The sequence below is a fragment of the Cupriavidus sp. GW821-FHT02F09 genome (assembly GCF_059421605.1).
Genome location: NZ_JBWKVH010000015.1, coordinates 1 through 26196 on the forward strand (window position 1 = coordinate 1; position 26196 = coordinate 26196).

At 66.4% G+C, this 26196-nt stretch carries 20 protein-coding genes; 10 read left to right on the top strand and 10 right to left on the bottom strand.

What is annotated here, in order from left to right:
* Positions 1 to 433: 433 nt before the first annotated feature.
* A complete protein-coding gene (locus AC07XB_RS18235; protein WP_492374465.1) occupies positions 434 to 1264 on the top strand; it encodes a DUF3047 domain-containing protein in 831 nt (276 codons plus the stop codon).
* A gap of 7 nt (positions 1265 to 1271) precedes the next feature.
* Here the strand turns inward: AC07XB_RS18235 and AC07XB_RS18240 are convergent, their stop codons facing one another.
* Both AC07XB_RS18240 and AC07XB_RS18245 read right to left on the bottom strand, forming a co-directional pair.
* On the bottom strand, positions 1272 to 2465 hold the full coding sequence (locus AC07XB_RS18240; RefSeq protein ID WP_492374464.1) for a M20 aminoacylase family protein: 1194 nt from the start codon (positions 2463 to 2465) through the stop codon (positions 1272 to 1274).
* A 42-nt stretch (positions 2466 to 2507) separates the two neighbouring features.
* The gene (locus AC07XB_RS18245; protein WP_492374463.1) at positions 2508 to 2711 is read right to left on the bottom strand and encodes a hypothetical protein; all 204 of its coding nucleotides are present in this window, start codon (positions 2709 to 2711) and stop codon (positions 2508 to 2510) included.
* A 65-nt stretch (positions 2712 to 2776) separates the two neighbouring features.
* Here AC07XB_RS18245 and AC07XB_RS18250 point away from each other — a divergent pair, with 65 nt between their 5' ends.
* From AC07XB_RS18250 to AC07XB_RS18270, 5 genes are all read left to right on the top strand, one after another.
* Positions 2777 to 4363 (top strand): ABC transporter substrate-binding protein, encoded by a 1587-nt coding sequence (locus AC07XB_RS18250; protein WP_043349901.1) that lies wholly within the window; start codon positions 2777 to 2779, stop codon positions 4361 to 4363.
* A gap of 233 nt (positions 4364 to 4596) precedes the next feature.
* On the top strand, positions 4597 to 5574 hold the full coding sequence (locus tag AC07XB_RS18255; protein ID WP_006163472.1) for an ABC transporter permease: 978 nt from the start codon (positions 4597 to 4599) through the stop codon (positions 5572 to 5574).
* Between the two features lie 4 nt (positions 5575 to 5578).
* Positions 5579 to 6496 (top strand): ABC transporter permease, encoded by a 918-nt coding sequence (locus AC07XB_RS18260; protein WP_492374462.1) that lies wholly within the window; start codon positions 5579 to 5581, stop codon positions 6494 to 6496.
* A 21-nt stretch (positions 6497 to 6517) separates the two neighbouring features.
* Positions 6518 to 7516, top strand: a complete 999-nt coding sequence (locus AC07XB_RS18265) for an ABC transporter ATP-binding protein (protein ID WP_492374461.1) — start codon at positions 6518 to 6520, stop codon at positions 7514 to 7516.
* On the top strand, positions 7513 to 8577 hold the full coding sequence (locus AC07XB_RS18270) for an ABC transporter ATP-binding protein (protein WP_416049762.1): 1065 nt from the start codon (positions 7513 to 7515) through the stop codon (positions 8575 to 8577). Before AC07XB_RS18265 ends, AC07XB_RS18270 begins: the two co-directional genes overlap by 4 nt.
* A 54-nt stretch (positions 8578 to 8631) precedes the next feature.
* Here AC07XB_RS18270 and AC07XB_RS18275 read toward each other — a convergent pair whose 3' ends face one another.
* Positions 8632 to 9801: an ABC transporter substrate-binding protein gene (locus tag AC07XB_RS18275; RefSeq protein ID WP_416049761.1), complete on the bottom strand. Its 1170-nt coding sequence runs from the start codon at positions 9799 to 9801 to the stop codon at positions 8632 to 8634.
* 312 nt (positions 9802 to 10113) lie between these two features.
* On the opposite strand from AC07XB_RS18275, the gene AC07XB_RS18280 reads away from it, so the two are divergent.
* Positions 10114 to 12228: a molybdopterin-containing oxidoreductase family protein gene (locus AC07XB_RS18280; RefSeq protein ID WP_492829076.1), complete on the top strand. Its 2115-nt coding sequence runs from the start codon at positions 10114 to 10116 to the stop codon at positions 12226 to 12228.
* Between the two features lie 5 nt (positions 12229 to 12233).
* Entirely contained in the window at positions 12234 to 13427 is a 1194-nt protein-coding gene (locus AC07XB_RS18285) for an aminopeptidase (RefSeq protein ID WP_492808096.1), read from the top strand.
* Positions 13428 to 13435: 8 nt separating this feature from the next.
* Here the strand turns inward: AC07XB_RS18285 and AC07XB_RS18290 are convergent, their stop codons facing one another.
* From AC07XB_RS18290 to AC07XB_RS18300, 3 genes are read right to left on the bottom strand one after another with little or no spacing between them, the layout of a single operon-like run.
* Positions 13436 to 14779: a branched-chain amino acid ABC transporter substrate-binding protein gene (locus AC07XB_RS18290; protein WP_492829078.1), complete on the bottom strand. Its 1344-nt coding sequence runs from the start codon at positions 14777 to 14779 to the stop codon at positions 13436 to 13438.
* A gap of 20 nt (positions 14780 to 14799) precedes the next feature.
* The gene (locus tag AC07XB_RS18295; RefSeq protein WP_492829080.1) at positions 14800 to 18138 is read right to left on the bottom strand and encodes an acetyl-CoA carboxylase family protein; all 3339 of its coding nucleotides are present in this window, start codon (positions 18136 to 18138) and stop codon (positions 14800 to 14802) included.
* A gap of 51 nt (positions 18139 to 18189) precedes the next feature.
* Entirely contained in the window at positions 18190 to 19920 is a 1731-nt protein-coding gene (locus AC07XB_RS18300; protein ID WP_492829082.1) for an AMP-binding protein, read from the bottom strand.
* 217 nt (positions 19921 to 20137) lie between these two features.
* Between AC07XB_RS18300 and AC07XB_RS18305 the strand changes: the two genes are divergently transcribed.
* Positions 20138 to 20803: a TetR/AcrR family transcriptional regulator gene (locus tag AC07XB_RS18305; protein WP_492829084.1), complete on the top strand. Its 666-nt coding sequence runs from the start codon at positions 20138 to 20140 to the stop codon at positions 20801 to 20803.
* Positions 20804 to 21001: 198 nt separating this feature from the next.
* The gene (locus tag AC07XB_RS18310) at positions 21002 to 22684 is read left to right on the top strand and encodes a long-chain fatty acid--CoA ligase (protein ID WP_253930362.1); all 1683 of its coding nucleotides are present in this window, start codon (positions 21002 to 21004) and stop codon (positions 22682 to 22684) included.
* 82 nt (positions 22685 to 22766) lie between these two features.
* Here the strand turns inward: AC07XB_RS18310 and AC07XB_RS18315 are convergent, their stop codons facing one another.
* The 4 genes from AC07XB_RS18315 to AC07XB_RS18330 all read right to left on the bottom strand — a co-directional run bounded on the left by AC07XB_RS18315 (position 22767) and on the right by AC07XB_RS18330 (position 26162).
* Positions 22767 to 23219, bottom strand: a complete 453-nt coding sequence (locus AC07XB_RS18315) for a hypothetical protein (RefSeq protein WP_492829086.1) — start codon at positions 23217 to 23219, stop codon at positions 22767 to 22769.
* The gene (locus tag AC07XB_RS18320) at positions 23216 to 23734 is read right to left on the bottom strand and encodes a MarR family winged helix-turn-helix transcriptional regulator (RefSeq protein ID WP_150986796.1); all 519 of its coding nucleotides are present in this window, start codon (positions 23732 to 23734) and stop codon (positions 23216 to 23218) included. Before AC07XB_RS18320 ends, AC07XB_RS18315 begins: the two co-directional genes overlap by 4 nt.
* Before the next feature lie 68 nt (positions 23735 to 23802).
* Entirely contained in the window at positions 23803 to 24819 is a 1017-nt protein-coding gene (locus tag AC07XB_RS18325; protein WP_492829088.1) for a Bug family tripartite tricarboxylate transporter substrate binding protein, read from the bottom strand.
* A gap of 230 nt (positions 24820 to 25049) precedes the next feature.
* The gene (locus AC07XB_RS18330; RefSeq protein ID WP_492829090.1) at positions 25050 to 26162 is read right to left on the bottom strand and encodes a porin; all 1113 of its coding nucleotides are present in this window, start codon (positions 26160 to 26162) and stop codon (positions 25050 to 25052) included.
* Between the last annotated feature and the right edge of the window lie 34 nt (positions 26163 to 26196).

Consider the following 26196-nt stretch of genomic DNA (forward strand, 5'->3'; position numbering starts at 1 on the left):
GGTAATCGCCAGGCTCTCCCTTGAAACCCCCCAGTACGAAAGTACTGGGGGGTTTTGCTTTTGCGCGATCGAAAGTGCAATCGAAGTAGCGACGGAAACAGCGCTGTCGCCACACCGGGAATCCCCGCGTCAGGGTACCCGAGCCTTCCTTCGCCCATATCCTTCTGTTACCGTTTGCCTCAAGCTCCGGCTTGGTCCGGCGTGACGCGGTTCGATGCATTGATGCAGTTCGAAAGATTGAAATAAGTCCGGGCCGATGCGCGCCAACAGGCGTGACCAGGCGGTGGCATCCAGGTTTGGGGGATGAATGGCGGCCAGATTTTGCCTGTTGGTACTGACCAGCGTGGTAGGTGCGCTTGTTTTGACGGGTTGCAGCACACTCGGAACGGCGTCCACGCCGCGGGGACCGATCCCGCTGTCGGGGCCTGGCGCCATGGCTGCGCTCTCGTCGAACGACTGCAGCAGTTTTGCCGCGCACATTGAGCAGCTCAGGCTAGCCGAACCGGCGCAGACGCCGGTTTCCGCCGAGAGCGCGACAGCGGGCCTGATCGCAACGAGCCAGGACCCAGCCGAAGCCGATCATGCCGAGTCCAGCGAGCCGGAAGAGCACCCTACGCTGAAGCGCCTGCCCTTGTTCTCCGCGACACCAAGCGGGCTTAGCAAGCCGGCAGGCTGGCAGCCCTGGACCGTCAATCGCAACAAAATTCCCACGCGCTATACCCTGACAGAAGTCGACCAACGCATGGTGTTGCATGCCGAAGCCGACAGTTCTGCATCCGGCCTGTACGTACCACTGGTCGGGCGCGACCCGGGCATGCTGAACTGGACATGGAAAACGCGCGACGTCATCCGTAGCGCTGACAACTCACTGGCCCCGCGCGAGGACTCGCCGCTGCGCATCTTCGTCGCCTTCGATGGCGACAAAGGCGGCCTCTCGTTAAAGGATCAGCTGATGTACGAAATGGCGCGGCTGACAACGGGGCGAGAGATGCCTTATGCCACGCTGATGTACATCTGGGGCGGGCGCAAGCCTGAAGGATCCGTGGTGTCGAATCCGCACACTGAGCGTGTGCGGATGATCGTGGTCGACTCCGGTACCCGGCATACCGGCGAATGGCGTTGCCACCGGCGCGACCTGCGCGCCGACTATCGCAAGGCCTTCGGGGCCGATCCGGGCAAGGTGGTGGCGATCGGCCTCATGACCGATACCGACAACACCAGGAGCCGCGCCGAAAGCTGGTACGGCGACATCGCGCTGGACTGATGCGCGCTCAAGCCGGCGCGAGCCACTTCTCCGCCAGCTTCACGAAGAAGGTCGAGCCGACCGGCAGGATCTCGTCGTTGAAGTCGTAGCTGGGGTTGTGCAGCATGCAGGGACCAAGGCCGTGGCCGGCTTCGCGGTGTACGCCTTCGCCATTGCCGATGAACAGGTAGCACCCGGGCTTTTCCAGCAGCATGAAGGAGAAGTCCTCGGCGCCCATGGTCGGCTCGATCTTGCCGTCGACATTGCCCGCGCCCACCAGCTCGCTCGCCACTTCGACGGCGAACGCGGTTTCCGCTGCGCTGTTGACGGTGGGCGGATAGTTGCGGTGAAATTCGAAATCCACGGTGCAATCGAAGGCGCTCGCAACCGCCTTGGAGACTTCCTCCATGCGGCGCTCGATCAGGTCCAACACCGGCAGCGTGAAGGTGCGCACCGTGCCGCCGAGCCAGACCTGGTCCGGCACGATGTTGGTGGCATCGCCGCCGTGGAACTGCGTGACCGAGATCACGGCGGCATCGATCGGGCGCTTGTTGCGGGTAATGATGCCCTGCAGCGCGGACACGATCTGCGCACCGGTGAAGACCGGGTCGTTGCCGTTGTGCGGCAACGCAGCATGCGCGCCCTTGCCGCGCACGACGATGCGGAATTCATTGCTCGACGCCATCAGCGGGCCGGCGGTGGTGCCAAAGCTGCCGGCCGGCATGCCGGGCCAGTTGTGCATGCCGAACACGGCATCGCACGGGAAGCGCTCGAACAGGCCATCCTTGATCATCTCGCGCGCGCCGCCTCCGCCTTCTTCGGCCGGCTGGAAGATCAGGTTGATGGTGCCATCGAAATTCCGGTGCTCGGCCAGATAGCGTGCCGCACCTAGCAGCATTGCGGTGTGGCCGTCATGGCCGCAGGCATGCATGCGGCCGTCGTGCTGTGAGCGGTGGCCGAAGGTGTTGGCCTCCTGCAGCGGCAGGGCATCCATGTCGGCGCGAAGGCCGATGCTGCGCTTGCTGCTGCCGTTGCGAATCACGCCGACCAGGCCCGTGGTGCCAAGGCCGCGATGGACCTCGATGCCCCAGGCAGCGAGGTTCTGCGCCACCACGTCGGAAGTCCGTTCCTCCTTGAAGCAAAGCTCCGGATGGGCATGGATGTCGCGTCGGATGCCGCGGATTTCAGGCTGCGCCTGAAGAATTTCGGGGATGAGTGTCATGATGCCAGTTGAGGGCGATGGATACCCCGATCATACGACGCCTTAGTCCAAAGCGCCAAAACAGGCGCCCGGCACGACACTTCCGCCACTTTCACCGGCGCTCCCGCAGCGCATCACCGCCAACCAGCGCGGGGGTTTCCCCGCATTGCCCCGCATGGTGCAGTGCTGGAACAGTTCATGCTTGATGTGCTTGCCTGGCAACGTTGCCGCCTGTTGCGTCCGTAGCCGCACCAAAATGCGGCGCATGGCCTGATTTGCCTGCGCTGCCCTTAGTAGTCATTTGCTACATTTCTTCCCTGGAGAATTGCGCGATGTCCCTTCGCACATGCAAGAAGGCATTCGGTGCCATGGTGGTAACCGCGGCCATGAGCTTCGGTTTTGCCAGCCAGGCCCACGCGGTCGATTTCAAGCTGGCCATGAGTTCGCCCCCGACCTCGATGGATCCGCACTTCTACAACCTGTTCTCCAACATCAACGTCTCCGAGCACATGTTCGAGTGCCTGGTGAAGATGGATGCGGACAGCAAGATCATTCCCGGCCTGGCCGAGTCCTGGAAGCTGGTGAACAACCTGACCTGGGAATTCAAGATCCGTAAGGGCGTGAAGTTCCACGACGGCTCGGAGCTCACCACCGACGATATCGTCTGGTCGCTCGAGCGTCCGTCCACCATCCAGAACAGCCCGGGCAAGTTCGACGTCTACACCAAGGCGATCATCAACAAGAAGGTGATCGACAAGTACACCATCCAGCTCACCACCAACACGCCGTACCCGCTGATGCTGAACGACCTGACGTCGATCTTCATCGTGCAGAAGAAGGCCACGCAGGGCCTGACCTCGGACGACTTCGCGCAAGGCAAGGGCATGATCGGCACCGGCCCCTTCAAGTTCGTCAGCTACGCGCGCGACGACCGGGTCGAGCTGGTGAAGAACCCCGACTATTGGGGCCCCAAGCCCGCCTGGGACAAGGTGACGCTGCGCTTCATCCCGAACCCCGCCACCCGCATGGCAGCGCTGTTGTCCGGCGACGTGCAGGCGATCGAGAACGTGCCGACGCCGGACCTGCCGCAGGTGCGCAAGGATCCGAAGCTGTCCTTCTTCTCCAAGATCTCGCATCGCGTGATCTACTTGTACACCGATGACAAGAAAGACAAGTCGCCTTTTGTCACCACCAAGGAAGGCGCGCCGATGGACAAGAACCCGCTGAAGGATGCGCGCGTGCGCAATGCCATCAGCATGGCCATCAACCGCCAGGGCATCAAGGACCGCCTGATGGAAGGCCTCGCCGAGCCGACCAACAACCTGGTGCCGCCCACGCTGTTCGGCTACAACCCGAACCTGAAGACGGTCAAGTACGACCCGGAAGGCGCCAAGAAGCTGCTGGCCGAGGCGGGCTATCCGAACGGCTTCGGCATTACGCTGCACACGCCGAACAACCGCTACGTCAACGACGAGAAGATCGCTCAGACCATTGCGCAGAACCTGACCCGCATCGGCATTGCGACCAAGGTAGAGGGGATGCCGATGGCAACCTATTCTTCCAAGGGTATCAAGCACGAATTCTCGTTCGGCTTGCTGGGCTGGGGTGCGCAAACCGGCGAAGTGAGCTCGCCGCTGCGCGCGCTGCTGGCGTGCGAGGATCCGAAGAAGGGCTTTGGCACGACCAACTGGGGCGAGTACTGCAATCCCAAGATGGACGTGGTGCTGGAAAAGGCGCTGGCCACCGTGGATGACGGCGAGCGTTCCAAGCTGCTGCAGGAAGCTACCGCGATCGCCATCAACGATGGCGGTATCATCCCGATCCACCAGCAGGTGACCACCTGGGCCACCCAGAAGGGCATCACATACGTGCCGCGTACCGACGAACGCACGTACGCACACAATTTCAAGCCGCAGTGAAGCGAAGCCTTGGGCGGTAGCGGTGAGGCCGGGGAGCACGACCACAATGTCGCGCTCCCCGGACACAAGATCATCTGCAGGTAAAAGCGGGAAGCGTCCGCGGTCTGGGTGGCCGCTTCCCGGCGAATCATCCCCGGACGGTAGCCGGGCCTAGCCACGAGCCGACTGCCGGTGCAGCCAGGCGGCGCCCACAGGCGCCGTGGCCTGTCATCGGCGAAGGAAAGCTTCCGAACATGCTGGTTTTCATTATTCGGCGCCTGATGCAGAGCGTAGTCGTGCTCTTCGTCATGTCGCTATTGGTTTTCCTGGGCGTCTTTGCCATCGGCAACCCGGTCGATATCCTGATCAATCCTCAGGCCGACCAGGAAGACATCAAGCGCACCATCGCGGCGCTCGGACTCGACAAGCCCCTCTGGGAACAATACTGGATCTTCCTGCGCAACGCGCTGCACGGGGACCTTGGCACCTCGTTCGCGCACGGCACGCCCGCGCTCAAGCTGATCTTCGAGCGCATGCCGGCCACCATGGAACTGGCCGTGTGCGCCATCCTGCTGGCCGTGCTGCTCGGCATCCCGCTCGGGCTGTGGGCGGGCCTGCGTCCTGGCGGCGTGGCTGGCAAGACCATCATGGGTGTTTCCATCCTCGGCTTCTCGCTGCCCACCTTCTGGGTCGGGCTGATGCTGATCATGGTGTTCGCGGTGCAACTGGGCTGGCTGCCGTCCAACGGGCGCGGTGAAACCACCTCGCTGCTAGGCATCCCCGTCAGCTTCCTGACGGTGGACGGCCTGCGCCACTTGCTGCTGCCGGCGGTGACGCTGTCGCTGCTCAATATCGCCATGGTGATCCGTCTCACGCGGGCCGGCACGCAGGAAGCGATGCTGATGGATTACGTAAAGTTCGCGCGGGCCAAGGGCCTGTCGAATACGCGCATCGTGGGCGTGCACGTGCTCAAGAACATCATGATCCCCATCGTCACGGTGATTGCCCTGCAGTTCGGCTCGATCATCGCCTTTGCCATCGTGACCGAATCGATCTTCGCCTGGCCCGGCATGGGCAAGCTGATCATCGATTCCATCCAGTTGCTCGACCGGCCGGTCATCGTGGCCTACCTGATGGTGATCGTGACGTTGTTCATCCTGATCAACCTGCTGGTGGACATCATCTACAGCGTGCTCGATCCGCGCGTGCGTATCGCCGACAACAAGGGCTGAGCTCATGACAACCGCAACCGAAACCACCGTGGCCCCGCCGCTAGCCGAGCAGACCCCGCTGCGGCGCTTCGCCAGCCAGTTTTTCTCGAGCAAGATCGCCGTGACCGGCCTGACCTTGCTGATCATCATCTTGCTGATCGCGCTGTTGGCGCCCTGGCTGTCGCCGCAGAACCCGTATGACCTCGCTACGCTCGACGTGCTCGATGCGCGCATGGCCCCGGGCGAGCAGTCCGGCAGTGGTATGACCTTCCTGCTTGGCTCGGACGAGCAGGGCCGCGACATTCTCTCGGCCGTGATGTACGGCCTGCGCATCAGCATCGGCGTGGGCGTGGTCAGCACCGTGATCGCGCTGCTGCTGGGTGCCACGCTCGGCCTGATCGCCGGTTTCCTCGGCGGCCGCGTCGAGGCCATCATCATGCGCGTGGCCGACCTGCAGCTGTCGTTTCCGCCCATCCTGCTGGCGTTGATCCTGCTGGCGTTCCTGCGGCCCGGCATCGGCAATATCGTGATCGCGCTGGTGGCGGTGCAGTGGGCTTACTACGCCCGCACCACCCGCAGCGCGGCGCTTGTGGAGCGGCGCAAGGAATATATCGAGGCCGCCACCTGCCTGGGCCTGCCGCCGGGGCGGATCATGTTCCGCCACCTGCTGCCCAACTGCCTGCCGCCCCTGATCGTGATCGCGGCACTGCAGGTGGCGTCCGCCATCACGCTGGAGGCCACGCTGTCCTTCCTTGGCCTGGGCGTGCCCATTACCGAGCCGTCGCTGGGCTCGCTGATCGCCAACGGACAGCAATACATGTTGTCCGGCAAGTACTGGATCAGCTTCTTCCCGGGCATTGCGCTGGTGGTCACCATCGTGGCCATGAACCTGGTCGCCGACCAGCTTCGCGATGTACTCAATCCGCGCCTGCAAACGCAGTAACGCAGCACGACAGGAGCGAATATGAGCAAACCGACCCTTGTGGTGGAAGGCCTCAAGACCCAGTTTTTCACGCGCGGCGGTGTCGCGCGCGCCGTCGACGATGTCTCGTTCTCGGTTGATCGAGGCGAGATCATGGGCCTGGTGGGCGAGTCCGGATCGGGCAAGTCGATGACCGGCTACTCGATCATGGGCCTGATCGATCCGCCCGGCAAAGTGGTGGATGGCCGCATCGAGCTGACCAGCCGCGACGGCGTCACGCGCGACCTGCGCAACCTCACGCCGGCGCAGATGCGCGATGTGCGCGGCAACCGCATCGCGATGATCTTCCAGGATCCGATGATGACGTTGAACCCGGTCCTGCGCATCGACACGCAAATGATCGAAGCCGTGCTGGCGCATGAGAAGGTCGACAAGGCGGTGGCGCGCGAGCGCTCCCGCAACGCGCTGGCACGCGTCGGCATTCCTTCGCCGGACGAGCGCCTGCGCGCCTATCCCCATCAGTTCTCGGGCGGCATGCGCCAGCGCGTGGCGATTGCCATCGCGCTGCTGAACAAGCCCGACCTGATCATCGCCGACGAGCCCACCACCGCGCTGGACGTAACCATCCAGGGCCAGATCCTGTACGAGATGCAGAAGCTGTGCCGCGAGTCCGGCACCGCGCTGATCTGGATCACCCACGACCTGTCCGTGGTGGCCGGCCTGGCCGATACCGTGTGTGTGATGTACGCGGGCAAGATCGTCGAAGCCGGCGATGTGCGCCAGGTGCTGGAGCGGCCCGAGCATCCCTACACGCACGGCCTGATCAGCTCCGCGCCGTCGCGCAACCCGCGTGGCGCGCCGCTGCGGCAGATTCCCGGCATGACGCCATCGTTGCTGAACCTGCCGGCCGGTTGTGCTTTCCGCGAGCGCTGCGCTTACGCTACCGATGTGTGCAAGACCGCGCCGCCGCTCGACACCGCGGCAGACGGGCGCCGCCTGCGCTGCTTTCATCCGGTTCTCTCCCAGCAGGAGGCCGCATGAGCGCCGCCGTTGTTGATCCCGCCCTCGCCGCCATGACAACTGATTCCAGCGCGGAACCCACGCCCAACGCGCCCATCCTCGAGTTGCGAGGCGTGTCCAAGCGCTTCGTCAAATCGCTCGACGCCGCAGCCAAGATCGCCAATCTCTTCGGCGCTGGGGCGAAGGAGGAGGTAGTGCATGCGGTCGACCGGGTCGACCTGTCCATTCGCGCGGGCGAGGTGGTGGGCCTCGTCGGCGAGTCCGGCTGTGGCAAGTCCACGCTGGGCCGCATGGCGGTGGGCCTGCATTCGCTGACCGAAGGCTCACGCTTGTGGCGGGGCGTTGACCTGGACCGCCTGCCGCCGGAAAAGAAGCGCGAGAAGCAGCTGGCGATCCAGATGATCTTCCAGGATCCGTATGCATCGCTGAATCCGCGCCTGCGCGTGATGGATATCGTTGGCGAGGCGCCGGTCGTGCACGGCATGGTGCCGGCCAGCGAGCAGAAGCGCTACGTGGAAGACATGCTGGTGCGCGTGGGCATGGACCCCACCGTACTTCGCCGCTTTCCGCACCAGTTCTCGGGCGGGCAACGCGCGCGCATCGGCATAGCGCGTGCGCTGGCGGTCAAGCCGGAATTCCTGGTGTGCGATGAGTCGGTGGCGGCGCTGGATGTCTCGATCCAGGCGCAGGTGCTGAATCTCTTCATGCGCTTGCGGCAGGACTTGAACCTGACCTACCTGTTCATCAGTCATGACCTGGGCGTGGTCAAGCACATCAGCGACCGGGTGGTGATCATGTACCTGGGGCGGGTGGTGGAGTCGGCGCCGGCGGAAGATGTCTTCGCCAGCCCCAACCATCCCTACACGCAGGCGCTGCTGGCCGAGGCCCCGAAGCTGGAAGTGGGCAAGAAGACCTTCGTCGCGATCAAGGGCGAGATCCCTTCGCCGCTGAATCCGCCGCCGGGTTGCCATTTCCATCCGCGCTGCCCGCACGCGATGCCGCGTTGCCGGGAGGAGCAGCCGTTGTTGAAGGAAATCGCGCCGATGCGGTTTTCGGCTTGCCACCTGAACGACATGGCGTAGGTGCTGTCAGCATCTGGCCCGTCTCACGCGTGCGCGAGACGGGCCATGTGCCCATCAGCGGATGACCTGCCCCCGCGAGTTGATGATGGTCATCTCGACAAATTTCGAGCCGACGTGGCTGTCCGGGCTGAAGTTGATGATGTAGCCGCCGAGGTCGACGTTTCTCATGCTTTCCAGCGCGGTGATCAGCTTTTCGCGGGTGAGGTCCTTGCCGGCGCGGCGCGTGCCTTCGACAAAGGCCTTGGCGGCGATGAATCCTTCGATGCTGGCGTAGTCGAACTCGTTGGGCTTGCCGGCCGCCTGCAGCAGGCGCAGGTATTCGCGCACCACCGGCAGCGTGGCATTGCCTGGGTGGGGCATGACTTGCGAGATGATCACGCCGCTGCCCTTGGCGCCGACTTCCTTGGCGAGTGCCTGGGTGCCGACGAACGAGACGTTATAGAACTGGCCATTGAAGCCGCGGCGCAGCGCTTCCTTCACGAAGGCACCAGTGGTCCGGTACGCGTTGATCATCACCACCGCGTCGGGCTTGGACTTCATGGAGCCCTGCATGGCGTCGCCGATCTCCACCGTATTGCGCACCACGCCCTCGCGGGCGACGATCTGCACGCCGCTGTCGGGCGCGGCCTTGAGGGCGCGCTCGAGCGCTTCCAGGCCGGCCTTGCCGTAGGCGTCCTCGTTGTAGACCACGGCGACCCGCTTGAGGCCGGTGACGCGGACCTGGCGCAGGATGGCCGCGGCTTCCTCGTTGAAGCCGGCGCGCACGTGGAAGGCATAGCGGTTGAACGGCTCGCGCAGCGACTGGGCGCCGCTGTAGGGCGCGAAGAACGGCACCCTGGCCTGGGTGGCCAGCGGCAGCGAGGCCTCGCCGGTCTCCGTGCCGACGTAGCCGAACAGCGCGAAGGCGTGGTCCTCGTCGATCAGCGCGCGGGTATTCTTGGCGGCGGATTCCGGCTCGTTGAAGTCGTCCAGCACCTTGAGCTCGATCTTGCGGCCGTAGATGCCGCCGTGCTGGTTGATGTAGTCGAAGTAGAGCTGCGCGCCAGAATTGAGCTGCTTGCCTAGCATGGCGGTAGGCCCGGTGAGCGCAGCCGACTGGCCCAGCAGGATGGTGTCCGCGCTGACGCCGTTCTCGGCGCTGGCATTGGCAACGAATGAGCCGATGGCGCATGCCACCAGCAGGCCGGCAATGCGCCAGGCCCTGACCCCAGAATGCACTTGCATGGTTTCCCCGTGAAAAACGGTGTGTTCTTTACCCGTGAATGCCTTGCCGGTCTGTGCCGGCGCTGCCCTGGCGCCATCCCCTGGCGCAGCGTCGGGCTATCATAATCGAATACAATCGGAGCCTAACAATTTCCCCCGGCGGTGCCCGTCGGGGCGACGCCGGCATACAACACGCGACGCCACCAGGCTAGTCCGGCAACGGCCTTTCTGCACGGTGACCAGGCCCCGCCGCGTGTGGCCGCTCAGCCGCCCCAATGCTGCTGCCCCATGGCAGTCGCGCCGCCCGTCCCCAATTGCTTGCCAGGAGAATCCATGGCTTCCCGCATCGTCCGTGCCGCTTGCCCGCACGATTGTCCTGATACCTGTGCCTTGCTCGTCACCGTTGAAGACGGCCGCGCGACCAAGGTGGCGGGAGATCCCGACCATCCCGGCACCCAGGGCGTGCTGTGCACCAAGGTGTCGCGCTACACGGACCGCACTTACCACCCCGACCGCCTGCTGACGCCGATGAAGCGGATCGGCCGCAAGGGCGAAGGCAAGTTCGAGCCGATTTCCTGGGACGAGGCGCTGGACACCGTGGCCACGCGCTTGTCTGCCATCGCCGCGCGCGACCCGCAGGCCATCCTGCCGTACAGCTATGCCGGCACCATGGGGCTGGTGCAGGGCGAGAGCATGGCGGCGCGCTTCTTTCACAAGCTGGGCGCCTCGCTGCTTGACCGCACGATCTGCGCCAGCGCCGGTGCCACCGCGCTGCGCTACACCTATGGCGCCAGCATCGGCATGGATATCGAGCATGTGCCCGATGCCAAGCTCATCATCATCTGGGGCGGCAACCCCATCGCCTCCAACCTGCATTTCTGGACGCGGGTGCAGCAAGCCAAGCGGCGTGGCGCCACCCTGGTGGCGATCGACCCGTACCGCTCGCTGACTGCCGAGAAATGCCATCGCCACATCGCCTTGATGCCCGGCACCGACGGCGCGCTGGCGCTGGCGATGATGCACGTGCTGATGCGCGACGGCCTGCTCGACTTTGAGTACATCGCGAGCCACACGGTGGGCTTCGAGGCGCTGCGCGAGCGCGCCCAGGCCTACACCCCGCAGCGCGCGGCCGAGATTTGTGGCGTCAGCGTGGATGACATCGAATGGCTGGCCGGCCTCTACGGACAACTCGCGGTGCGCGAGCGCCAGCCGGTGGCGATCCGCCTGAACTATGGCATGCAGCGTTCGCACGGCGGCGGCCAGGCGGTGCGCGCTGTGGCCTGCCTGCCGTCGCTGGTGGGGGCCTGGCGCCACGCGGCCGGGGGCCTGCAGCTGTCCACGTCGGGCTTCTTCCCGGTGGACAACCTGGCGCTGCAGCGCCCGGACCTGCTGCCGGGCCTGCCGGCGCTGCCACGCACGGTCAACATGAGCACCATCGGTGACGCGCTGCTGGATGCCGGTGACGGCGCGGGCAACCCGAAGATCGAGGCGCTGGTGGTTTACAACAGCAACCCGGTGGCGGTGGCGCCGCAGTCGACCAAGGTGGCCGAAGGCTTCGCCCGTGAGGACCTGTTCACCGTGGTGCTGGAGCAGTTCCGCACCGATACGGCTGACTATGCCGACATCCTGCTGCCGGCCACCACCCAGCTCGAGCACGTGGATGTACACAAGGCCTACGGCCATACGTACTTCCTGGCCAACAACCAGGCCATCGCGCCGCTGGGCGAGGCCGTGCCCAACACCGAGATATTCCGCCGCCTGGCCCAGCGCATGGGCTTTGCCGAGCCGTGCTTTGCCGATAGCGACGAAGATATCGCCGCCCAGGCCATCGTGGCCACGGACCCGCGCGCGGCAGGCATCAGTTGGGAGTCCCTCAAGGCACAGGGCTGGCAAAAGCTCAACCTGCCGGCGGCGCCGCTCGCCGAGGGCGGCTTTGCCACGGCCTCCGGCAAGTGCGAGTTCTACTCGGAGATCATGCGCCGCGACGGCCTCGATCCCTTGCCCGACTACGTGCCTCCGTACGAGACCCCCGCGACCGCGCCGGAGCTGGCTGCGCGCTATCCGCTGGCGATGATCTCGCCGCCGGCGCGCAATTTCCTCAACAGCTCGTTCGTCAACGTCGACAGCCTGCGCGCCACCGAAGGCGAGCCGCACCTGGACATCCATCCTGATGACGCCGCCCCGCGCGGCATCGCCAGTGGCGGCATGGTGCGGGCCTTCAACGACCGCGGCAGCATGCTGGCGCGGGCGCGCGTGACCGACCGGGCCCGGCGCGGGCTGGTGGTGGGGCTGTCGATCTGGTGGAAGAAGCTGGCGCCGGATGGCAAGAACGCCAACGAGCTCACCAGCCAGCGGCTGACCGACCTGGGCCGTGCGCCGGTGTTCTACGATTGCCTGGTGCAAGTGGAAGCTGCGCCGGCCACGGCCGCTGCCACTGCCACCGCCTAGCCACCATGAACCTGCGCCCGGCACGCACGCTTCAAGCCCTGGCTGCACTGGGGCTTGCCGCGCTGCTGTCCGGCTGCGACACGGTCGGCTACTACGCGCAGTCGATCGGTGGCCACCTTGGGGTGATGGCGGATTCCCGGCCATTGCCCGACGCCATTGCCGCGGCCCAGCAAGCCAAGGACACGCGGCTGGCTCAGCGCCTGGCTCTCGCCGGCACCATCCGCGACTTTGCCTCGCATGAGCTGAAGCTGCCGGACAACGGCAGCTACCGGCGCTACGCCAACCTGCACCGGTCGTATGTGGTGTGGAGCGTGTTCGCCACCCCCGAGCTGTCGATGGAACTGCACAAGTGGTGCTTCCTGGTGGTGGGCTGCATCAGTTACCGCGGCTATTACGCGCAGGAAGATGCCGACGGCTATGCGCAGGGCCTGCGCAAGGAGGGCCTGGAGCCGTATGTCGCCGGCATCCCGGCGTATTCCACGCTGGGCTATTTCGACGACCCGCTGCTCAATACCTTCGTCTACCAGCCCGAAGGCGAGCTGGCACGGCTGATCTTCCACGAACTGGCGCACCAGGTGGTCTATGTGCGCAATGACACCACCTTCAACGAGTCTTTTGCCACCGCGGTGGAAACGGCCGGGGTGGAGCGCTGGCTGGCGCTCGCGGCGTCGCCCGATGCCCGCGCCAGCTACCGCCAGTACGACCTGCGCCGCCAGCAATTTCGCGCGATGCTGCTGGACGCGCGCGATCGCCTCGATGCGCTCTATCACTCGCCCCTGTCAGACGATGCCAAGCGCGCGGGCAAGACGGAAATCTTCGCCGGCCTGCGTGCGCGCTATGCGAAGCTCAAGGAAGAGTGGGGCGGCTACAGCGGCTACGATCGCTGGTTCGAGCGGCCGCTGACCAATGCGCAGCTTGCCGCGGTGGCGACCTACCAGCAATGGGTGCCGGCTTTCACGGTGCTCCTGGCGCAAAACGGTGGCGACTGGACCGCGTTCTATGCCGAGGTCCGGCGCATCGGCGATCTGCCGCGCGCCGAACGCGATGCCCGCCTGCGCCAGCTGGCGCCGCCGGCCAGTGGCGGCGACGCGTTGACCGCCGGCGAAAGCGGGACCGCGGTAGGGGCCGCGATCGGCGCGGCACGCGCCAGCGGCGCGCCCGACATGCCATCCGCGCCCGCGGCGGGTGCCAAGCCTTGATGGACTGACTAGGTGCCCGTTGGGCGCTTCATCCGGCAGACCGACGGCAGGTTCAGGTCTCCCCCTGCTGTCGTGCTGTCGAGGCGGAAGCCGTACTGCGTGCCTTCCACGCCAACCTTGACGGTCTTGCCGTCCACCGGAGCAATGGTCGAGACCACCTGCGGCAGCAGCAACTGGTGATCGCTCTTGCGCATCAGCACGTCGCCAACGGGCGAGCGGTACTGCATGCCCTCGAGCGCAAACGCGATGCTGGTCGGGTCGTCGGATCTGGCGCGGCGAATCGCCTCGCTGAGCATTTGCACGGCGATCAGCACGCGTGGGGCGAAGTACTCGCCCGCCGGGGTTTGCCTGACCCGCGCCGCCAGCGCAGCCAGCACCGGATCGTCGCCGTTGGGCAGGTACTCGGCCACCCAGGTCAGGTGCGCGTTCTTTGCCTGCGACACGGCCAGCACCGTGCCGGGCGCGCCGCCGCCGCTATGGTTCAGGTAGTTCAGTTCGTAGCCGGCCTCGCCGCCGGCCTTGATCAGCAGGCTGAGGTCCTGGCCCCAGTTGCCCGTGACCACGGTATCGGCGCCGCTTTCCTTGATCCGGCTCATGTACGGCGCGAAGTCCTTGACTCGCGCCAGCGGGTGCAGCGCCTCGCCGACGAACTGCACGTCGGGCCGCGCTCCCGCGATCATCTGCCGGCCCAGTGCTGCCCAGATGCGGCCCTGGGTGTAATCCTGGTTGAGCAGGTAAACCTTGCGCATGCCCTTTTGCTCGCGCGCGAAATTGGCCAGTGCGCGCATTTTCATTGCCGTGTTCGCCTCGGTGGCGAAGTGCCAGAAGCTGCAGCGCGCGCCCGTCAGGTCGGGGTCGAGCGAGGCGTAGTTCATGATCAGCACGCGCTGCCCGGGGTTGCGCTCGTTGTGCCGGTTGACGGCCTCCACCAGCGCCGTGACCACCGGCGAGCCAGATGCGCCGGTGAACACCACGTGCACGCCGGCGTCGATCGCGCTTTGCAGCGCGATGAGGCTTTCCTGCGCAGAGAGCTTGTTGTCGTAGCTCAGCAGCGCGTAGTTGCGCCCGAGCACGCCGCCTTGGGCGTTGGCGTCGTCGAGCGCGAATTTCAGGTTGGCCTGGAAGATCTGGCCCACGTTGGCCAGCGGCCCGGACAACTGGTCGATGAACGCCACCTTGATGGGTGCGGCGGCGCTGTCTTGCGTTTTTTCCTGCGCCTTTTCCTGCGCCTGTAGCGGCAGCGCGCCGACCAGCGCGAGCGCGGCAACGGCGACGCTGCGCACGAACACGCCACGCGCCAGCGCGGCGACCCTGGCGATGGCGCGTGCCGCGCGCCTCAAGTCATGGGGCATCGATCCTCTCCTTCTGCTTGTCACCACGTGTCGATGAAACGGCGCGATCCGGCCGCCGGCGTATCGCGCGCGGCCGATGCCGGGAGCGCCGAGGCCAGGCCGCGCAGTAGCCAGTGGCGTGTGTCGGCCGGGTCGATGACGGCGTCGATTTCCAGGTGGCTAGCCATATTAAGCGCTCGGCCACGCTGGTAGGCGCCCTCGATCATGCGCGCAAACAAGGCTTCGCGCTCGTCCGGGTCAGCCACCGCTTCCAGTTCCTTGCGAAAGCCCAGCCGGATCGAGCCCTCGATGCCCATCGCGCCGAATTCGCCGCTGGGCCAGGCTGCGGTAAAGAACGGCGCGCTGAAGCTGCCGCCCGCCATGGCTTGCGCGCCCAGGCCATAGCCCTTGCGCAGCACCACAGTGAAGAATGGCACGCGCAGCGCGCCGGCGGTGACGAACAGGCGCGAGACGTGGCGCACCGTGGCGGTCTGCTCCGCCTCCGGTCCCACCATGAAGCCGGGCGTGTCGCACAGCGAGACGATGGGCAAGCCGTGCGCATCGCACAACTGCATGAAGCGCGCGGCCTTGTCGGCGGCCGCGGCATCGATGGCGCCGCCCAGGTGCCGCGGGTTGTTGGCGATGCAGCCGAAGGCGCGGCCCTCGATGCGGATCAGCGCGGTGATGATGCCCGCGCCAAAGGCGGCGCGCAGTTCCAGGACGGAGTCGTGATCGGCGAGCGCTGCGAGCACGCCGCGCATGTCGTAGCTGCGTAGCCGGTTCTCAGGAATCAGGTGGCGCAGCGCGCGCGCATCGCCGGCTTCCCAGTCGGGCAGGTCGCCCTGGAAATAGGACAGGTAGCGGCGCGCCGTCTCCACCGCCGCTATCTCGTCGTCGACCAGCACGTCGATCACGCCATTGGGTGCTTGCACGCTCACCGGGCCGACTTCCTCCGGAGCGAACACGCCGAGCCCGCCGCCTTCGATCATGGCCGGGCCGCCCATGCCGATGGTGGCGTTGCGCGTGGCGATGATCACGTCGGCGCAGCCTAGCAGCGCGGCATTGCCGGCAAAGCAACGCCCGGAGACGATGCCCACCAGCGGCACCTGGCCGGACAGCCGCGCGAACTGGATGAAGGACGTGCAATCCAGCCCGGCCACCACCGGGGTGTCGGTGTCTCCGGGCCGCCCACCGCCGCCTTCGGCGAACAGCACCACCGGCAGGCGCCACTGGCGCGCCAGCGCCAGCATGCGGTCCAGTTTCTTGTGGCCGTAGAAGCCCTGGGTGCCGGCCAGCACCGTGTAGTCGTACGCCAGCACCATGCAGCGCGCATCCGTGGCCGGGAAGCGTTCGGCGTTGACGGTGCCAATGCCGGTGACGATGCCGTCGGCCGGCGTCGCGCGCTCCAGGTCTTCCACGCTGCGGCGCTGGCGTTGCGCGGCGATGGCGAGCGCGCCGTACTCGATGAACGAGCCTGCATCGCACAGCTGGGCGATGTTCTCGCGCGCGGTGCGCCCGCCGCGGGCATGGTGCTTGTCCACCGCCTGCGGGCGGGCCGCATCCTGCGTGAGCGCGTGGCGGGCCAGGGCGTCGCGCAGGTCCGCGCGGATATGGGCGGGATCCACGGCGGCGCCGGCCTGCGCTCCATGATGGCCGCTTTCATCCAGCGACAGCACGATCACCGGCGCGCCCGCGCGCAGCACGTCGCCGGGCGCGGCCAGCACGCGTAGCACTTCGCCCGCGCCCGGCGCTTCCAGCGGGTGCTCCATCTTCATGGCTTCGATGATGGCCAGCGATTGGCCGCGCCGCACGCGGTCGCCGGGGCGCACCTGCACCGCTGCCAGCGCGCCGTCCATGGGTGCGCTGAGCAGCTCGGCATCCTCGGGCAGGTCGTCCGGCGGCGTGGATGCGAGCGCTTGCGGGCCGCTGGCCGCGGCCACCGCATGCAGCGCCGGATGGCCGGGATCGCTGCCCTGCGCCTGCGCAGCGAGGGCCGGTAGCGCCGCGTCCAGGTACTGCGTGTGGACTGCGTTGCGCCGCACATCGTCGCGCAGCAGCAGGTCCTGCAGCAGCCTGCGGTTGGTGTCGATGCCTTCGATGCGGAACTCGCACAGCGCCCGATAGGCCTGGGCCAGCGCGCGCGCGTAGTTGCCGCCTGGCTCATGCACGATCAGCTTGGCCAGCAGCGAGTCGAAACGCGGATTGAGCGTCATGCCGGCATGGCCCGCGCCATCGACGCGCACGCCGGGGCCGCTGGGCGGCTCGTAGGCATCGATGCGGCCGCTGGCGGGGCGCAACTGGCCCTGCGCGTCGAGGTGCTCGGCGTTGATGCGCAACTGCACCGCGATGCCGCGCGGCGCGGGCGCCTGCGCCAGCCCGAGGTGGCCAAGGTCCTGCCCGGCGGCAATGGCCAGCTGCAGCTGGACCAGGTCCACGCCGGTCACCATTTCCGTGACGGTGTGCTCCACCTGTAGGCGCGGATTGGCCTCCATGAACCAGAACTCGCCATCCGCACCATTCGCAGCATCCGCACCCAGCAGGAACTCGAAGGTGCCGATGCCGCGATAGGCGCTGGCGCGCGCCAGCGTGATCGCGGCCTGGGCCAGGCGCGCACGCATGCCAGCATCGAGCGAAGGGCTGGGCGCCACTTCAACCAGCTTCTGGTGCCTGCGCTGCAGGCTGCATTCGCGCTCGCCCAGGGCGATCACGCCGCCGGCCGCATCTGCCACCACCTGGATCTCGATATGGCGCGGCGCATGCACGATGCGCTCCACGTAGACGGCGCCATTGCCGAATGCAGCCGTGGCCTCGGAGACGCAGCGGGCATAAGCCTCGTCGATGTCCGCTGCCGCGTGCACCGCGCGCATGCCGCGCCCGCCGCCGCCGGCCAGCGCCTTGATCATCATGCCGGCCGCCTTGCCTGGCGCTTGCAGCGAGGCAAAGAACGCATGCGTCGCTTCCAGCGTCGTCGGCCCGGTGGAACCCGGCACCACCGGCACGTTGCACTCGTGCGCCAGCGCGCGCGCGCGCGCCTTGTCGCCGAACAGGCGCAGCACGTCGGGTGCGGGGCCGACGAAGGCCAGGCCGGCATCCAGGCAGGCCTGGGCAAACTCCGCGTTCTCGGACAACAGGCCGTAACCCGGGTGGACCACGTCGCAGCCACTGCGGCGCGCGGCTTCCACTACCTGCGCGATATCGAGGTAGGCGCGCGGGCCGGTGCCGGGCAGCGCCACCGCGCCATCGGCCTTGCGCACGTGGAGGGCGTCGCGATCGTCCTCGCTATAAAGCGCCACGCTTTCCAGGCCCATTGCGGCGGCGGCGCGGGCGATGCGGATGGCGATTTCACCGCGATTGGCGATCAGTAGCTTGCGAAACGTCATGATGCGAAGAAGGTGAATGTGGCGGATTTCATAGGGAAGGGCATCGCGGGATCAGCCAAGCTGCTCGGCCAGCGGCGCCAGGTCCTGCTTGCGCACCTTGCCCGTGGCGGTCAGCGGCAGGGCGTCGACAATATGCACGAGCGGCACCTTGTAGACGGCCATGTTGGCGCGGCACCATTGCACCAGCGCCGCGTTGTCCACCGTGCCGATGGCCTCGGGCTTGAGCATGACAAAGGCTACCGGCAGCTGGCCGCGGTCCTCATCCGCGCGGCCCAGCACCGCCGAGCCGAGAATGGCCGGATGCTGGCCCAGCAGCGCCTCGATCTCGGCCGGGAACACGCTCATGCCGTTGACCTTGAGCATCTCCTTGCGCCGGCCCAGGTAGTGCAGATAGCCGTGCTCGTCGATCAGGCCGATGTCGCCGGTGTGGAACCAGCCGTTGCGCAGCGCTTCGCGCGTGGCGTCGGGCTTGTTCCAGTAGCCTTTGAGCAGGGTCGGCGTGCGCACGCACAGCTCGCCCTCGGCGCCCGGCGGCAGCAGCTCGCCGCTGGCGAAGTCGCAGATCTTGAACTCGGTGCCGGGCACGGGCAGGCCGACAAAGATGGGCTGGGCGCGCAGGTCCAGGTCATCGTCCTGCATGCCGTAGGCAAAGGTGTTGCAGGTTTGCGTCTCGGTCATGCCCCAGGCGGTCTCGGCGATGACCGAGCCGGTCAGCGCCTGCCACGCGCGGCGATAAGGCAGGTTGAGCTTCTTGACGAAGGACGATACGCCCACGTAGCGCAGCGAGCGCAATGCGTACTGCGCCGCGTGCGGGTGCTCCATCACTTCCACCGCGTTGTCCACCAGCATCGACGCGTTGGTGACCTGGTAGCGCTGCACCGCCGCCATGAAGGTCTCGGGATCCCAGCGCGCCAGCAGCACCAGCGGGATGCCGAAGAAGGCGGGGAAGATCAGGCAGAGGTTTTCGCCCGCGATCCAGAACTCGGGGAAGAAGCCCAGCATGACGCTGTCGTCGGCGATGTCGAGCGAGACCGCGCCGAACGCGGCCGCCATGTCCACCATATCGCCCTGGGTGTGGATGCAGCCCTTGGGCAGGCCCGTGGTGCCGCCAGTGTAGTTGAGCGCGGCCACGGCATCGAGCGAGGCCGGTGTGGCAGGGGCTGCGTGCGTGCACGCCGCCATCGCGGACAGCAGGTCGATGGCGTGGCCGTCCGCTTCGCAGTCATGGCGCGGGGCCTGCACCATGGGCGGCAGCGGCAATGTGGGCTCGGTGGGAATCACGTCGGCAAAGCTGGTCGAAAACAGCAGGGCGAGCGGATCCTGCGCGCCCAGCGCGGCGCGCGTTTCGCGCACCAGCGGCACCAGCTGGTCCAGCGCGATCAGCGCGCGCGGCGTGCTGTCGGTGAGCGCGTGCTGCAACTCGGCGCGCTGCGAGAGCGGGCTGATCGGCACGTACACGGCGCCCAGCTTGAGGATGCCGAAGAACACGATGTGGAACTGCGGGCAGTTCGGCATCAGCACCGCCACGCGGTCACCGGCGCCGACGCCGTGTGCTGCCAGCAGCGCGGCGCAGCGCTCGCTCTGCGCGTCCAGCTCCGCGTAGGTGGTTTCGTGGCCGTAGAAGATCACCGCGGGGCGGTCTGGCCGGGTGCGGCCCCAGTGGCGCAGCATGTCCGTGAGCGGCTGGCGCCCCAGCGGATATTGCGGCGTGCGCGGGGTGCGCTCGGGCCATGCGCGCTGCCAGCGCGCATGCATGTCGGCCAGGTAGGTCGTTTCGTCCATTGGCGGTGTCTCCTTGCTGATGGGCCGCCAAGCCGGCTTGGGTTGGCGAAATTTACTCTTTGGTATATTTGTTTACCCTTGGGTATGATCGTATTGGCATTGCCGTCATGCGTCAAGCCAGGTGCCGCCCGCGTGAATCCAGGTTTCAGGGGGAGAGGGTCAACGCCAAAACGGACTGCCGGGCCTTCCAGCCGCGGCGCCATGCGAGAATCGCGTCATGCCGACTGCACAGAAAACCGCTCCCGCCGCCGAGGCCGCTCCGGAGATCGCTCCGGACGCCGTACCTGCCCGCTCGCATATCGCCGAGCGGCAGGAAGCGCGCCGCCGCCAGATCCTCGATGCCGCTGCCCAGCTGTTCTATACCAAGGGCTATCCCGGCATGACGATGAACGACCTGTGCCGCGCGCTGGGCGTGACCAAGCCGGCGGTGTACTACTACTTCACCGACAAGTACGAGATCTTCGACATCTTGTGCCGCGAGTCCGCGCAGACCTGCCTGCCGGTCATCCGCGAGACCGCCGACCCGGCGCTGCCGGTGCGCGAGCGCCTGCATACCTGCCTGCTGGAAATGGCGCGGCGTTGCATTGCCTGCTACGTGCCCGCCACGCTCAGCTTTCGCGACAACCAGTACCTGCGGCCGGAAACGGTGACGTGGCTGGGCAATATGGCGCGCGCCTTCTACCGCGACCTCTATGCGCTGCTGGAGGAAGGCAAGCGCACGGGCGTGTTCAGTTATGGCGACGCGCGTGTGACCGCGCATGCGATCGGCAGCGTGGTTGGCTTCATGTACACCTGGCACCAGCCTGAACGCATGGAGGCACAGGCGCTGGCGCAAGAGCTGGCCACGAGCATGATGAAGATGGTGTTGCCGGTGAACGCCTGACTTCGGCAAGGCTTTTCGTAGCGGCCTAGCGCAAGCCGCTAGGGGAATTCCCCAGTCCGGGTTGAACTGTGCGCTAAACTTCACGTCAGACGATGAGGAAGGTCCAGAGGACTTCATCTAACGTGTTGTCTTAACCGGGTCGCGCGTTTAGCATCTGTCGAAAATCGAACGACCATTCAGAAAATCAGGAGACGGTGCATGGAAAGACTGTGGCTGAAGCATTACCCGGCCGGCGTGCCTGCCGAGATCGATAGCAGTGAGTTCCGCTCGCTGGCCGAATTGCTCGAGGCGTCCTTCCGCACCTATGCTGATCGCCGTGCCTTTGTGTGCATGGACAAGTCGATCACCTACGGCGAACTTGACCGCATGTCGCGGCAATTCGCGGCGTGGCTGCAGTCGCGCGGGCTCAAGCCGGGCGCGCGCGTGGCCATCATGATGCCCAACGTGCTGCAGTATCCGGTGGTGCTGGCCGCGGTGCTGCGTGCCGGCTTTGTCGTCGTCAACGTCAATCCGCTCTACACCCCGCGCGAACTCGAGCATCAACTCAAGGACAGCGGCGCCGAAGCCATCGTCATCCTCGAGAACTTCGCCACCACGCTGCAGCAAGTGCTGCCCGCCACGCCGGTCAAGCATGTGGTGGTGGCCAGCATGGGCGACCTGCTGGGCGGCCTCAAGGGCGCGATCGTCAATTTCGTGGTACGCAACGTCAAGAAGATGGTGCCGGCGTGGGAACTGCCCAACTGCGTGCGCTTCAACGCAGTGCTGGCAGAGGGGCGCGGCATGCAGTTGCAGCCCGCCACCACGGGCCCGGACGACGTCGCCTTCCTGCAATACACCGGTGGCACCACTGGCGTGTCCAAGGGCGCCGTGCTGCTGCACCGGAACATCGTCTCCAACGTGCTGCAGTCCGAAGCCTGGATGCAGCCGGCGCTGGCCAAGGGTGCACCGATCGACCAGGTGATCACCATCACGGCGCTGCCGCTGTACCATATCTTCGCGCTGACGGTCTGCTGCCTGCTGGGCATGCGCAGCGGCGGCCTGAGCGTGCTGATCCCCAATCCGCGCGATATCCCCGGTTTCATCAAGGAGCTGCAGAAGTACAAGTTCAACATGTTCCCGGCGGTCAATACGCTGTACAACGCGCTGATCAACAGCCCGGATATCGACAAGGTCGACTTCTCCGGCTTGCGCGTGGCCAACGGCGGGGGCATGGCGGTGCAGGAAGCGGTGGCCAAGAAGTGGCTGGCCAGGACGGGCTGCCCGATCATCGAGGGCTACGGCCTGTCGGAGACCTCGCCTTCGGCGACCTGCAACCCGACTGATTCCGACGCGTTTTCCGGCACCATCGGCCTGCCGCTGCCGTCGACCGACATCGCCATTCGCGACGACGACGGCGCGGACGTGCCGCTCGGCCAGGCTGGCGAGATCTGCATCCGCGGCCCGCAGGTGATGGCCGGCTACTGGAACCGCCCGGACGAGACCGCCAAGGTCATGACGGCCGACGGCTTCTTCAAGTCCGGCGACATCGGTGTGATGGACGCGCGCGGCTACACCAAGATCGTCGACCGCAAGAAGGACATGATCCTGGTGTCCGGCTTCAACGTGTACCCGAACGAGGTCGAAGGCGTGGCCGCAGAGTGCCCGGGCGTGCTGGAGGTGGCAGCGGTGGGCGTGCCCGACGAGCATTCGGGCGAAGTGGTCAAGCTGTACGTGGTCCGCAAGGATCCCGCGCTGACGGAAGCCGAGCTGATCGCCTTCTGCAAGGAGCGCCTGACTGGCTACAAGCGGCCCAAGTTCGTGGAGTTCCGCAGCGAGTTGCCCAAGACCAATGTGGGCAAGATACTGCGCCGCGAGCTGCGCGACAGCCGCAAGGCGGCCTGAGCGAAGAGCGCAAGCCAGCCACGCACGCCGCAGCAGGAACGGCCTCCCGCAAGGGAGGCCGTTTTTCATTCAGCGGGGCGCGTCAGCATTCCCGCGAGGGCACGAGCAGCGGCTCGGCGGCGCCGTCGGGATAGACCATCCGCACGCAGGCGCCGGGTTCCAGTCCAGGCGCCGCAGGGCCATTGACGATGACGTTGCCACCGCTGCCATCCAGTGGCGCCACCGTGTACTGGAACAGGTCCATGCGCGGCTGCGGGCGTAACAACGAGTTCAGGTCGACGGAAAAGCCAACGCCTGCGCCGCTCCAGCCACCGCCGTTCCATGCGCCGCCGCCAACGCCCACGGCGGTGCTCACCGCACCGTTGTCCGGCATGTCGACCTGGCCCACCAGCGTCTTTGCGCCGATGCGCCCTAGTTTGATGGTGACGTTGAGCGGTGACACCTCGGGTCCTGGCGGCGTACTCTGGCAAGCCGCGAGGAGCAGCGTCAGCAGCGAGGCGCAAAGCGTGCCCGGTCCCGAGCGGCCTGCGTTCATGCGCTAACCAGCCCGGTCTTGAGCCGGCCCAGCAAGCGGAACAGCGCGCGCCGGTCGGTCTGGGGCAGGCCGCCGAACAATTGCTCGATCCAGTCTTCATGCGCGCGCGCCATCTTGGAAAACGCGGTGCGTCCGGCCGGCGTGAGCCGGATCAGGTAAGCGCGGCGATCGCTTGGCAAAGCCTCGCGCGAGACCAGGCCTTCTTGCTGGAGCTGGTCCGTGATGCCGGTGACGTTGCCGCCGGTGACCATCATGCGGCGCGACAGCTCGCCCATCTTCAGGCCCTCCGGATGGCGGTCGAGCTGGGACATCAGGTCAAAGCGCGGCAGGGTGCAGGCGAAATCCTGGCGCAACCGGGAGCGGATGTCGGCCTCGACCAGATTGGTGCAGGTCAGCAGGCGCAGCCACAGGCGCAGGGCGTCGTGGGCGTTATCGTCGGCGCTGGTTTCGAGATCGACCGGCGCTTCTTCGGCGCCGGCCTTGGGCGGGGCCTCGGCGGCAGGTGGGGTGGGCATCGCGGCACGCTGGTTGTTTGATGCCTCAAGTATATGCGCTCGCACGCCGCCACGGGCCGGCGCGCGCCTCAATCCACCTTGGCGCCCGAGTCCTTGACCACCTTGGCCCACTTGGTGAGCTCGGCGCGGATAAAGGCGGCGAACTGCTCCGGCGTGTTGCCGACCGGGTCGGCGCCCTGGGCCAGCATCTTTTCCCGCATGGCCGGCGTGGCCAGCGCGCGCGTGACTTCCTGCTGGACGCGCGCGACGACCTCATGCGGCGTGCCGGCAGGCGCCAGCAAGCCGAACCAGGAACTGGCCTCGAAGCCCGGCAGGCGGGCCGCCTCTGCCACCGTTGGCACACCCGGCAGCGCCGGCGAGGGTTTGGCGCTGGTGACCGCCAGCGCCTTGAGCTTGCCGCTCTTGATCAGCGCCATCGACGAGGGCAGGTTGTCGAACATGAGCTGCATGGTGCCGCCGGCCAGGTCGGTCAGGGCCGGGCCGCTGCCCTTGTAGGGGAAGTGCACCATGAAGGTACGGGTCTGGGTCTTGAACAGCTCGCCTGCCAGGTGGATCGAGGTACCGTTGCCGCTCGACGCCATATTGAGTTTGCCCGGGTTGGCGCGCGCATACGCGATCAGGTCGGTGACGCTGTTGATGCGGTTTTGCTGCGCGAAGGCGGGGTTGACCACCAGCACATTGGGCACCGAGGCCACCTCGGTGATGGGGGTGAAGTCCTTGACCGGGTCGAACGGCAGCTTGCCGTACAGAGACTGGTTGATGCCATGCGTGCCCACCGTGCCCATCAGCAGCGTGTAGCCGTCCGGCGCCGCCTTGGCGACCATGTCGGTGCCGATGTTGCCGCCCGCGCCCGGCCGGTTGTCGACGACTACGTTCCAGCCCTGGAGCTTCGACAGCTCGGCGGCCACTGCGCGCGCCAGGATGTCTGTCGTGCCGCCGGCGGGGAACGGCACCACCAGGCGGATCGGCTTGCTGGGGTAGGGATCCGCGGCTTGCGCGGGCGCTTGCCAGGCAAGGGGGCCAAGGCAGGCACCGGCGAGGGTGGCAAGCAGCCTTTGGGTCGCGCGGCGGCGGGTGCGGTGCATGGGGTCTCCTTATGGGTGCCTGCGTTTTGCCGGACGGCGCGATGGCGCGATGGCGCGATGGCGCGATGGCGCGATGGCGTGGTACGCATCGCCGGTACATCCGGAGGGCTGCTGCATTGTAGTGTCGGCATAACAATGTGCCGATAAGGTGATGCCCTAGGACAGGAAGGCGAGGCAGCGCCATGAAAAAAGGCACCCGAAGGTGCCTTTGCAGTGCCGCGCGGATGCGCTTAGAACTTGTGGCGGATACCGACGCCGACGCCCAGCATGTTGTCGTTGTTGGAGCCGAGGAAGTAGCCGTTGGCGAAGCTGATTGCCGAGGTGTCGAAATTCAGGCCGGCGTTCTTCGCGTACGCGGCCGTCAGGTAGACGTCGGTGCGCTTGGACAGGTTGTAATCGGCGATGAACGAAACCTGCCACGGGTTCTTGACGTTGACGCCGCCGAGGTTCTTGACGTCGTCATAGTTGTACTGCAGCGTCAGGCCCAGCGGTGCGGTGACCTGGTAGTTGGCACCGATCCAGTAGTAGTTGTCGCGCAGAATGGGTGCGCCGTTCTGTGCCTTGGCCTGGCCCCAGCGATAGCCGCCCATGATCTTGGCCGGGCCGAAGGCATAGCTGCCTGCCACTGCCGCCTTCTTGAACGTGCCGGTGTCGCCGGTCGCGCTCAGGGTCGGGTTGTACTGGTCGTAGGCGATGGTTGCGCCGAACGGACCGGCAGCATAGCCCACGCCGGCGCCGTAGCCGGTGTCGCGGCGGAACTGGCCCGGGACTTCGCCGTTGCCTGCCACGCCGTTGCCGAAGGACCAGTGCGCGATCGCGGTCACCGGACCGAATACGCCCGTGTACTTGGCGGTGTTGTCGGAGCGGAAGTTCAGGCCGAGCTGGGCGACCACCGGCTCATACTGGGTGGCGTAGCCGCTGGGCGAGAAGTTGGCGAGCAGGTCGAACAGCGTGGTGTACTGGCGACCAAAGGTGAAGCGGCCAGCCTGGGCGCTTTCGATACCCACATACGCTTGACGACCGAACAGGCGGCCGCCTTGCTGCAGCGAGCCGGTGTCGAGGGAGAAGCCGTTTTCGAGCACGAACAGCGCCTTCAGGCCGCCACCCAGGTCTTCCACGCCGCGCAGGCCCCAACGCGAGCCGGACAGGCCGCCGGAGGACATGCGAAAGACAGAGTTGCCGCGACCGGTGTTGAAGCCGTTGGCGGCCGACGGTGCAACGCCGAGGTGATTGACGTATTCGAGGTTCATATCCGCAACGCCGTACAGCGTCACGCTGGACTGGGCCTGTGCGGCACCCGCGAATGCACCCAACGCAGCCAGCGCGAGAAGCGATTTTTTCATGCTCGATGATCTCCGTGTAAGAATTATTGGTGGC

Bases quoted from the DNA above. Each gene is read 5' to 3' on its own strand.
- AC07XB_RS18270 (WP_416049762.1), top strand. From the start codon at position 7,513: ATGAGCGCCGCCGTTGTTGATCCCGCCCTCGCCGCCATGACAACTGAT.
- AC07XB_RS18315 (WP_492829086.1), bottom strand. From the start codon at position 23,219: ATGAACGCAGGCCGCTCGGGACCGGGCACGCTTTGCGCCTCGCTGCTG.
- AC07XB_RS18290 (WP_492829078.1), bottom strand. From the start codon at position 14,779: ATGCCCCATGACTTGAGGCGCGCGGCACGCGCCATCGCCAGGGTCGCC.
- AC07XB_RS18260 (WP_492374462.1), top strand. From the start codon at position 5,579: ATGACAACCGCAACCGAAACCACCGTGGCCCCGCCGCTAGCCGAGCAG.
- AC07XB_RS18245 (WP_492374463.1), bottom strand. From the start codon at position 2,711: ATGCGCCGCATTTTGGTGCGGCTACGGACGCAACAGGCGGCAACGTTG.
- AC07XB_RS18310 (WP_253930362.1), top strand. From the start codon at position 21,002: ATGGAAAGACTGTGGCTGAAGCATTACCCGGCCGGCGTGCCTGCCGAG.
- AC07XB_RS18255 (WP_006163472.1), top strand. From the start codon at position 4,597: ATGCTGGTTTTCATTATTCGGCGCCTGATGCAGAGCGTAGTCGTGCTC.
- AC07XB_RS18235 (WP_492374465.1), top strand. From the start codon at position 434: ATGGCTGCGCTCTCGTCGAACGACTGCAGCAGTTTTGCCGCGCACATT.
- AC07XB_RS18280 (WP_492829076.1), top strand. From the start codon at position 10,114: ATGGCTTCCCGCATCGTCCGTGCCGCTTGCCCGCACGATTGTCCTGAT.
- AC07XB_RS18250 (WP_043349901.1), top strand. From the start codon at position 2,777: ATGTCCCTTCGCACATGCAAGAAGGCATTCGGTGCCATGGTGGTAACC.
- AC07XB_RS18295 (WP_492829080.1), bottom strand. From the start codon at position 18,138: ATGACGTTTCGCAAGCTACTGATCGCCAATCGCGGTGAAATCGCCATC.
- AC07XB_RS18240 (WP_492374464.1), bottom strand. From the start codon at position 2,465: ATGACACTCATCCCCGAAATTCTTCAGGCGCAGCCTGAAATCCGCGGC.
- AC07XB_RS18325 (WP_492829088.1), bottom strand. From the start codon at position 24,819: ATGCACCGCACCCGCCGCCGCGCGACCCAAAGGCTGCTTGCCACCCTC.
- AC07XB_RS18300 (WP_492829082.1), bottom strand. From the start codon at position 19,920: ATGGACGAAACGACCTACCTGGCCGACATGCATGCGCGCTGGCAGCGC.
- AC07XB_RS18330 (WP_492829090.1), bottom strand. From the start codon at position 26,162: ATGAAAAAATCGCTTCTCGCGCTGGCTGCGTTGGGTGCATTCGCGGGT.
- AC07XB_RS18285 (WP_492808096.1), top strand. From the start codon at position 12,234: ATGAACCTGCGCCCGGCACGCACGCTTCAAGCCCTGGCTGCACTGGGG.
- AC07XB_RS18265 (WP_492374461.1), top strand. From the start codon at position 6,518: ATGAGCAAACCGACCCTTGTGGTGGAAGGCCTCAAGACCCAGTTTTTC.
- AC07XB_RS18275 (WP_416049761.1), bottom strand. From the start codon at position 9,801: ATGCAAGTGCATTCTGGGGTCAGGGCCTGGCGCATTGCCGGCCTGCTG.
- AC07XB_RS18320 (WP_150986796.1), bottom strand. From the start codon at position 23,734: ATGCCCACCCCACCTGCCGCCGAGGCCCCGCCCAAGGCCGGCGCCGAA.
- AC07XB_RS18305 (WP_492829084.1), top strand. From the start codon at position 20,138: ATGCCGACTGCACAGAAAACCGCTCCCGCCGCCGAGGCCGCTCCGGAG.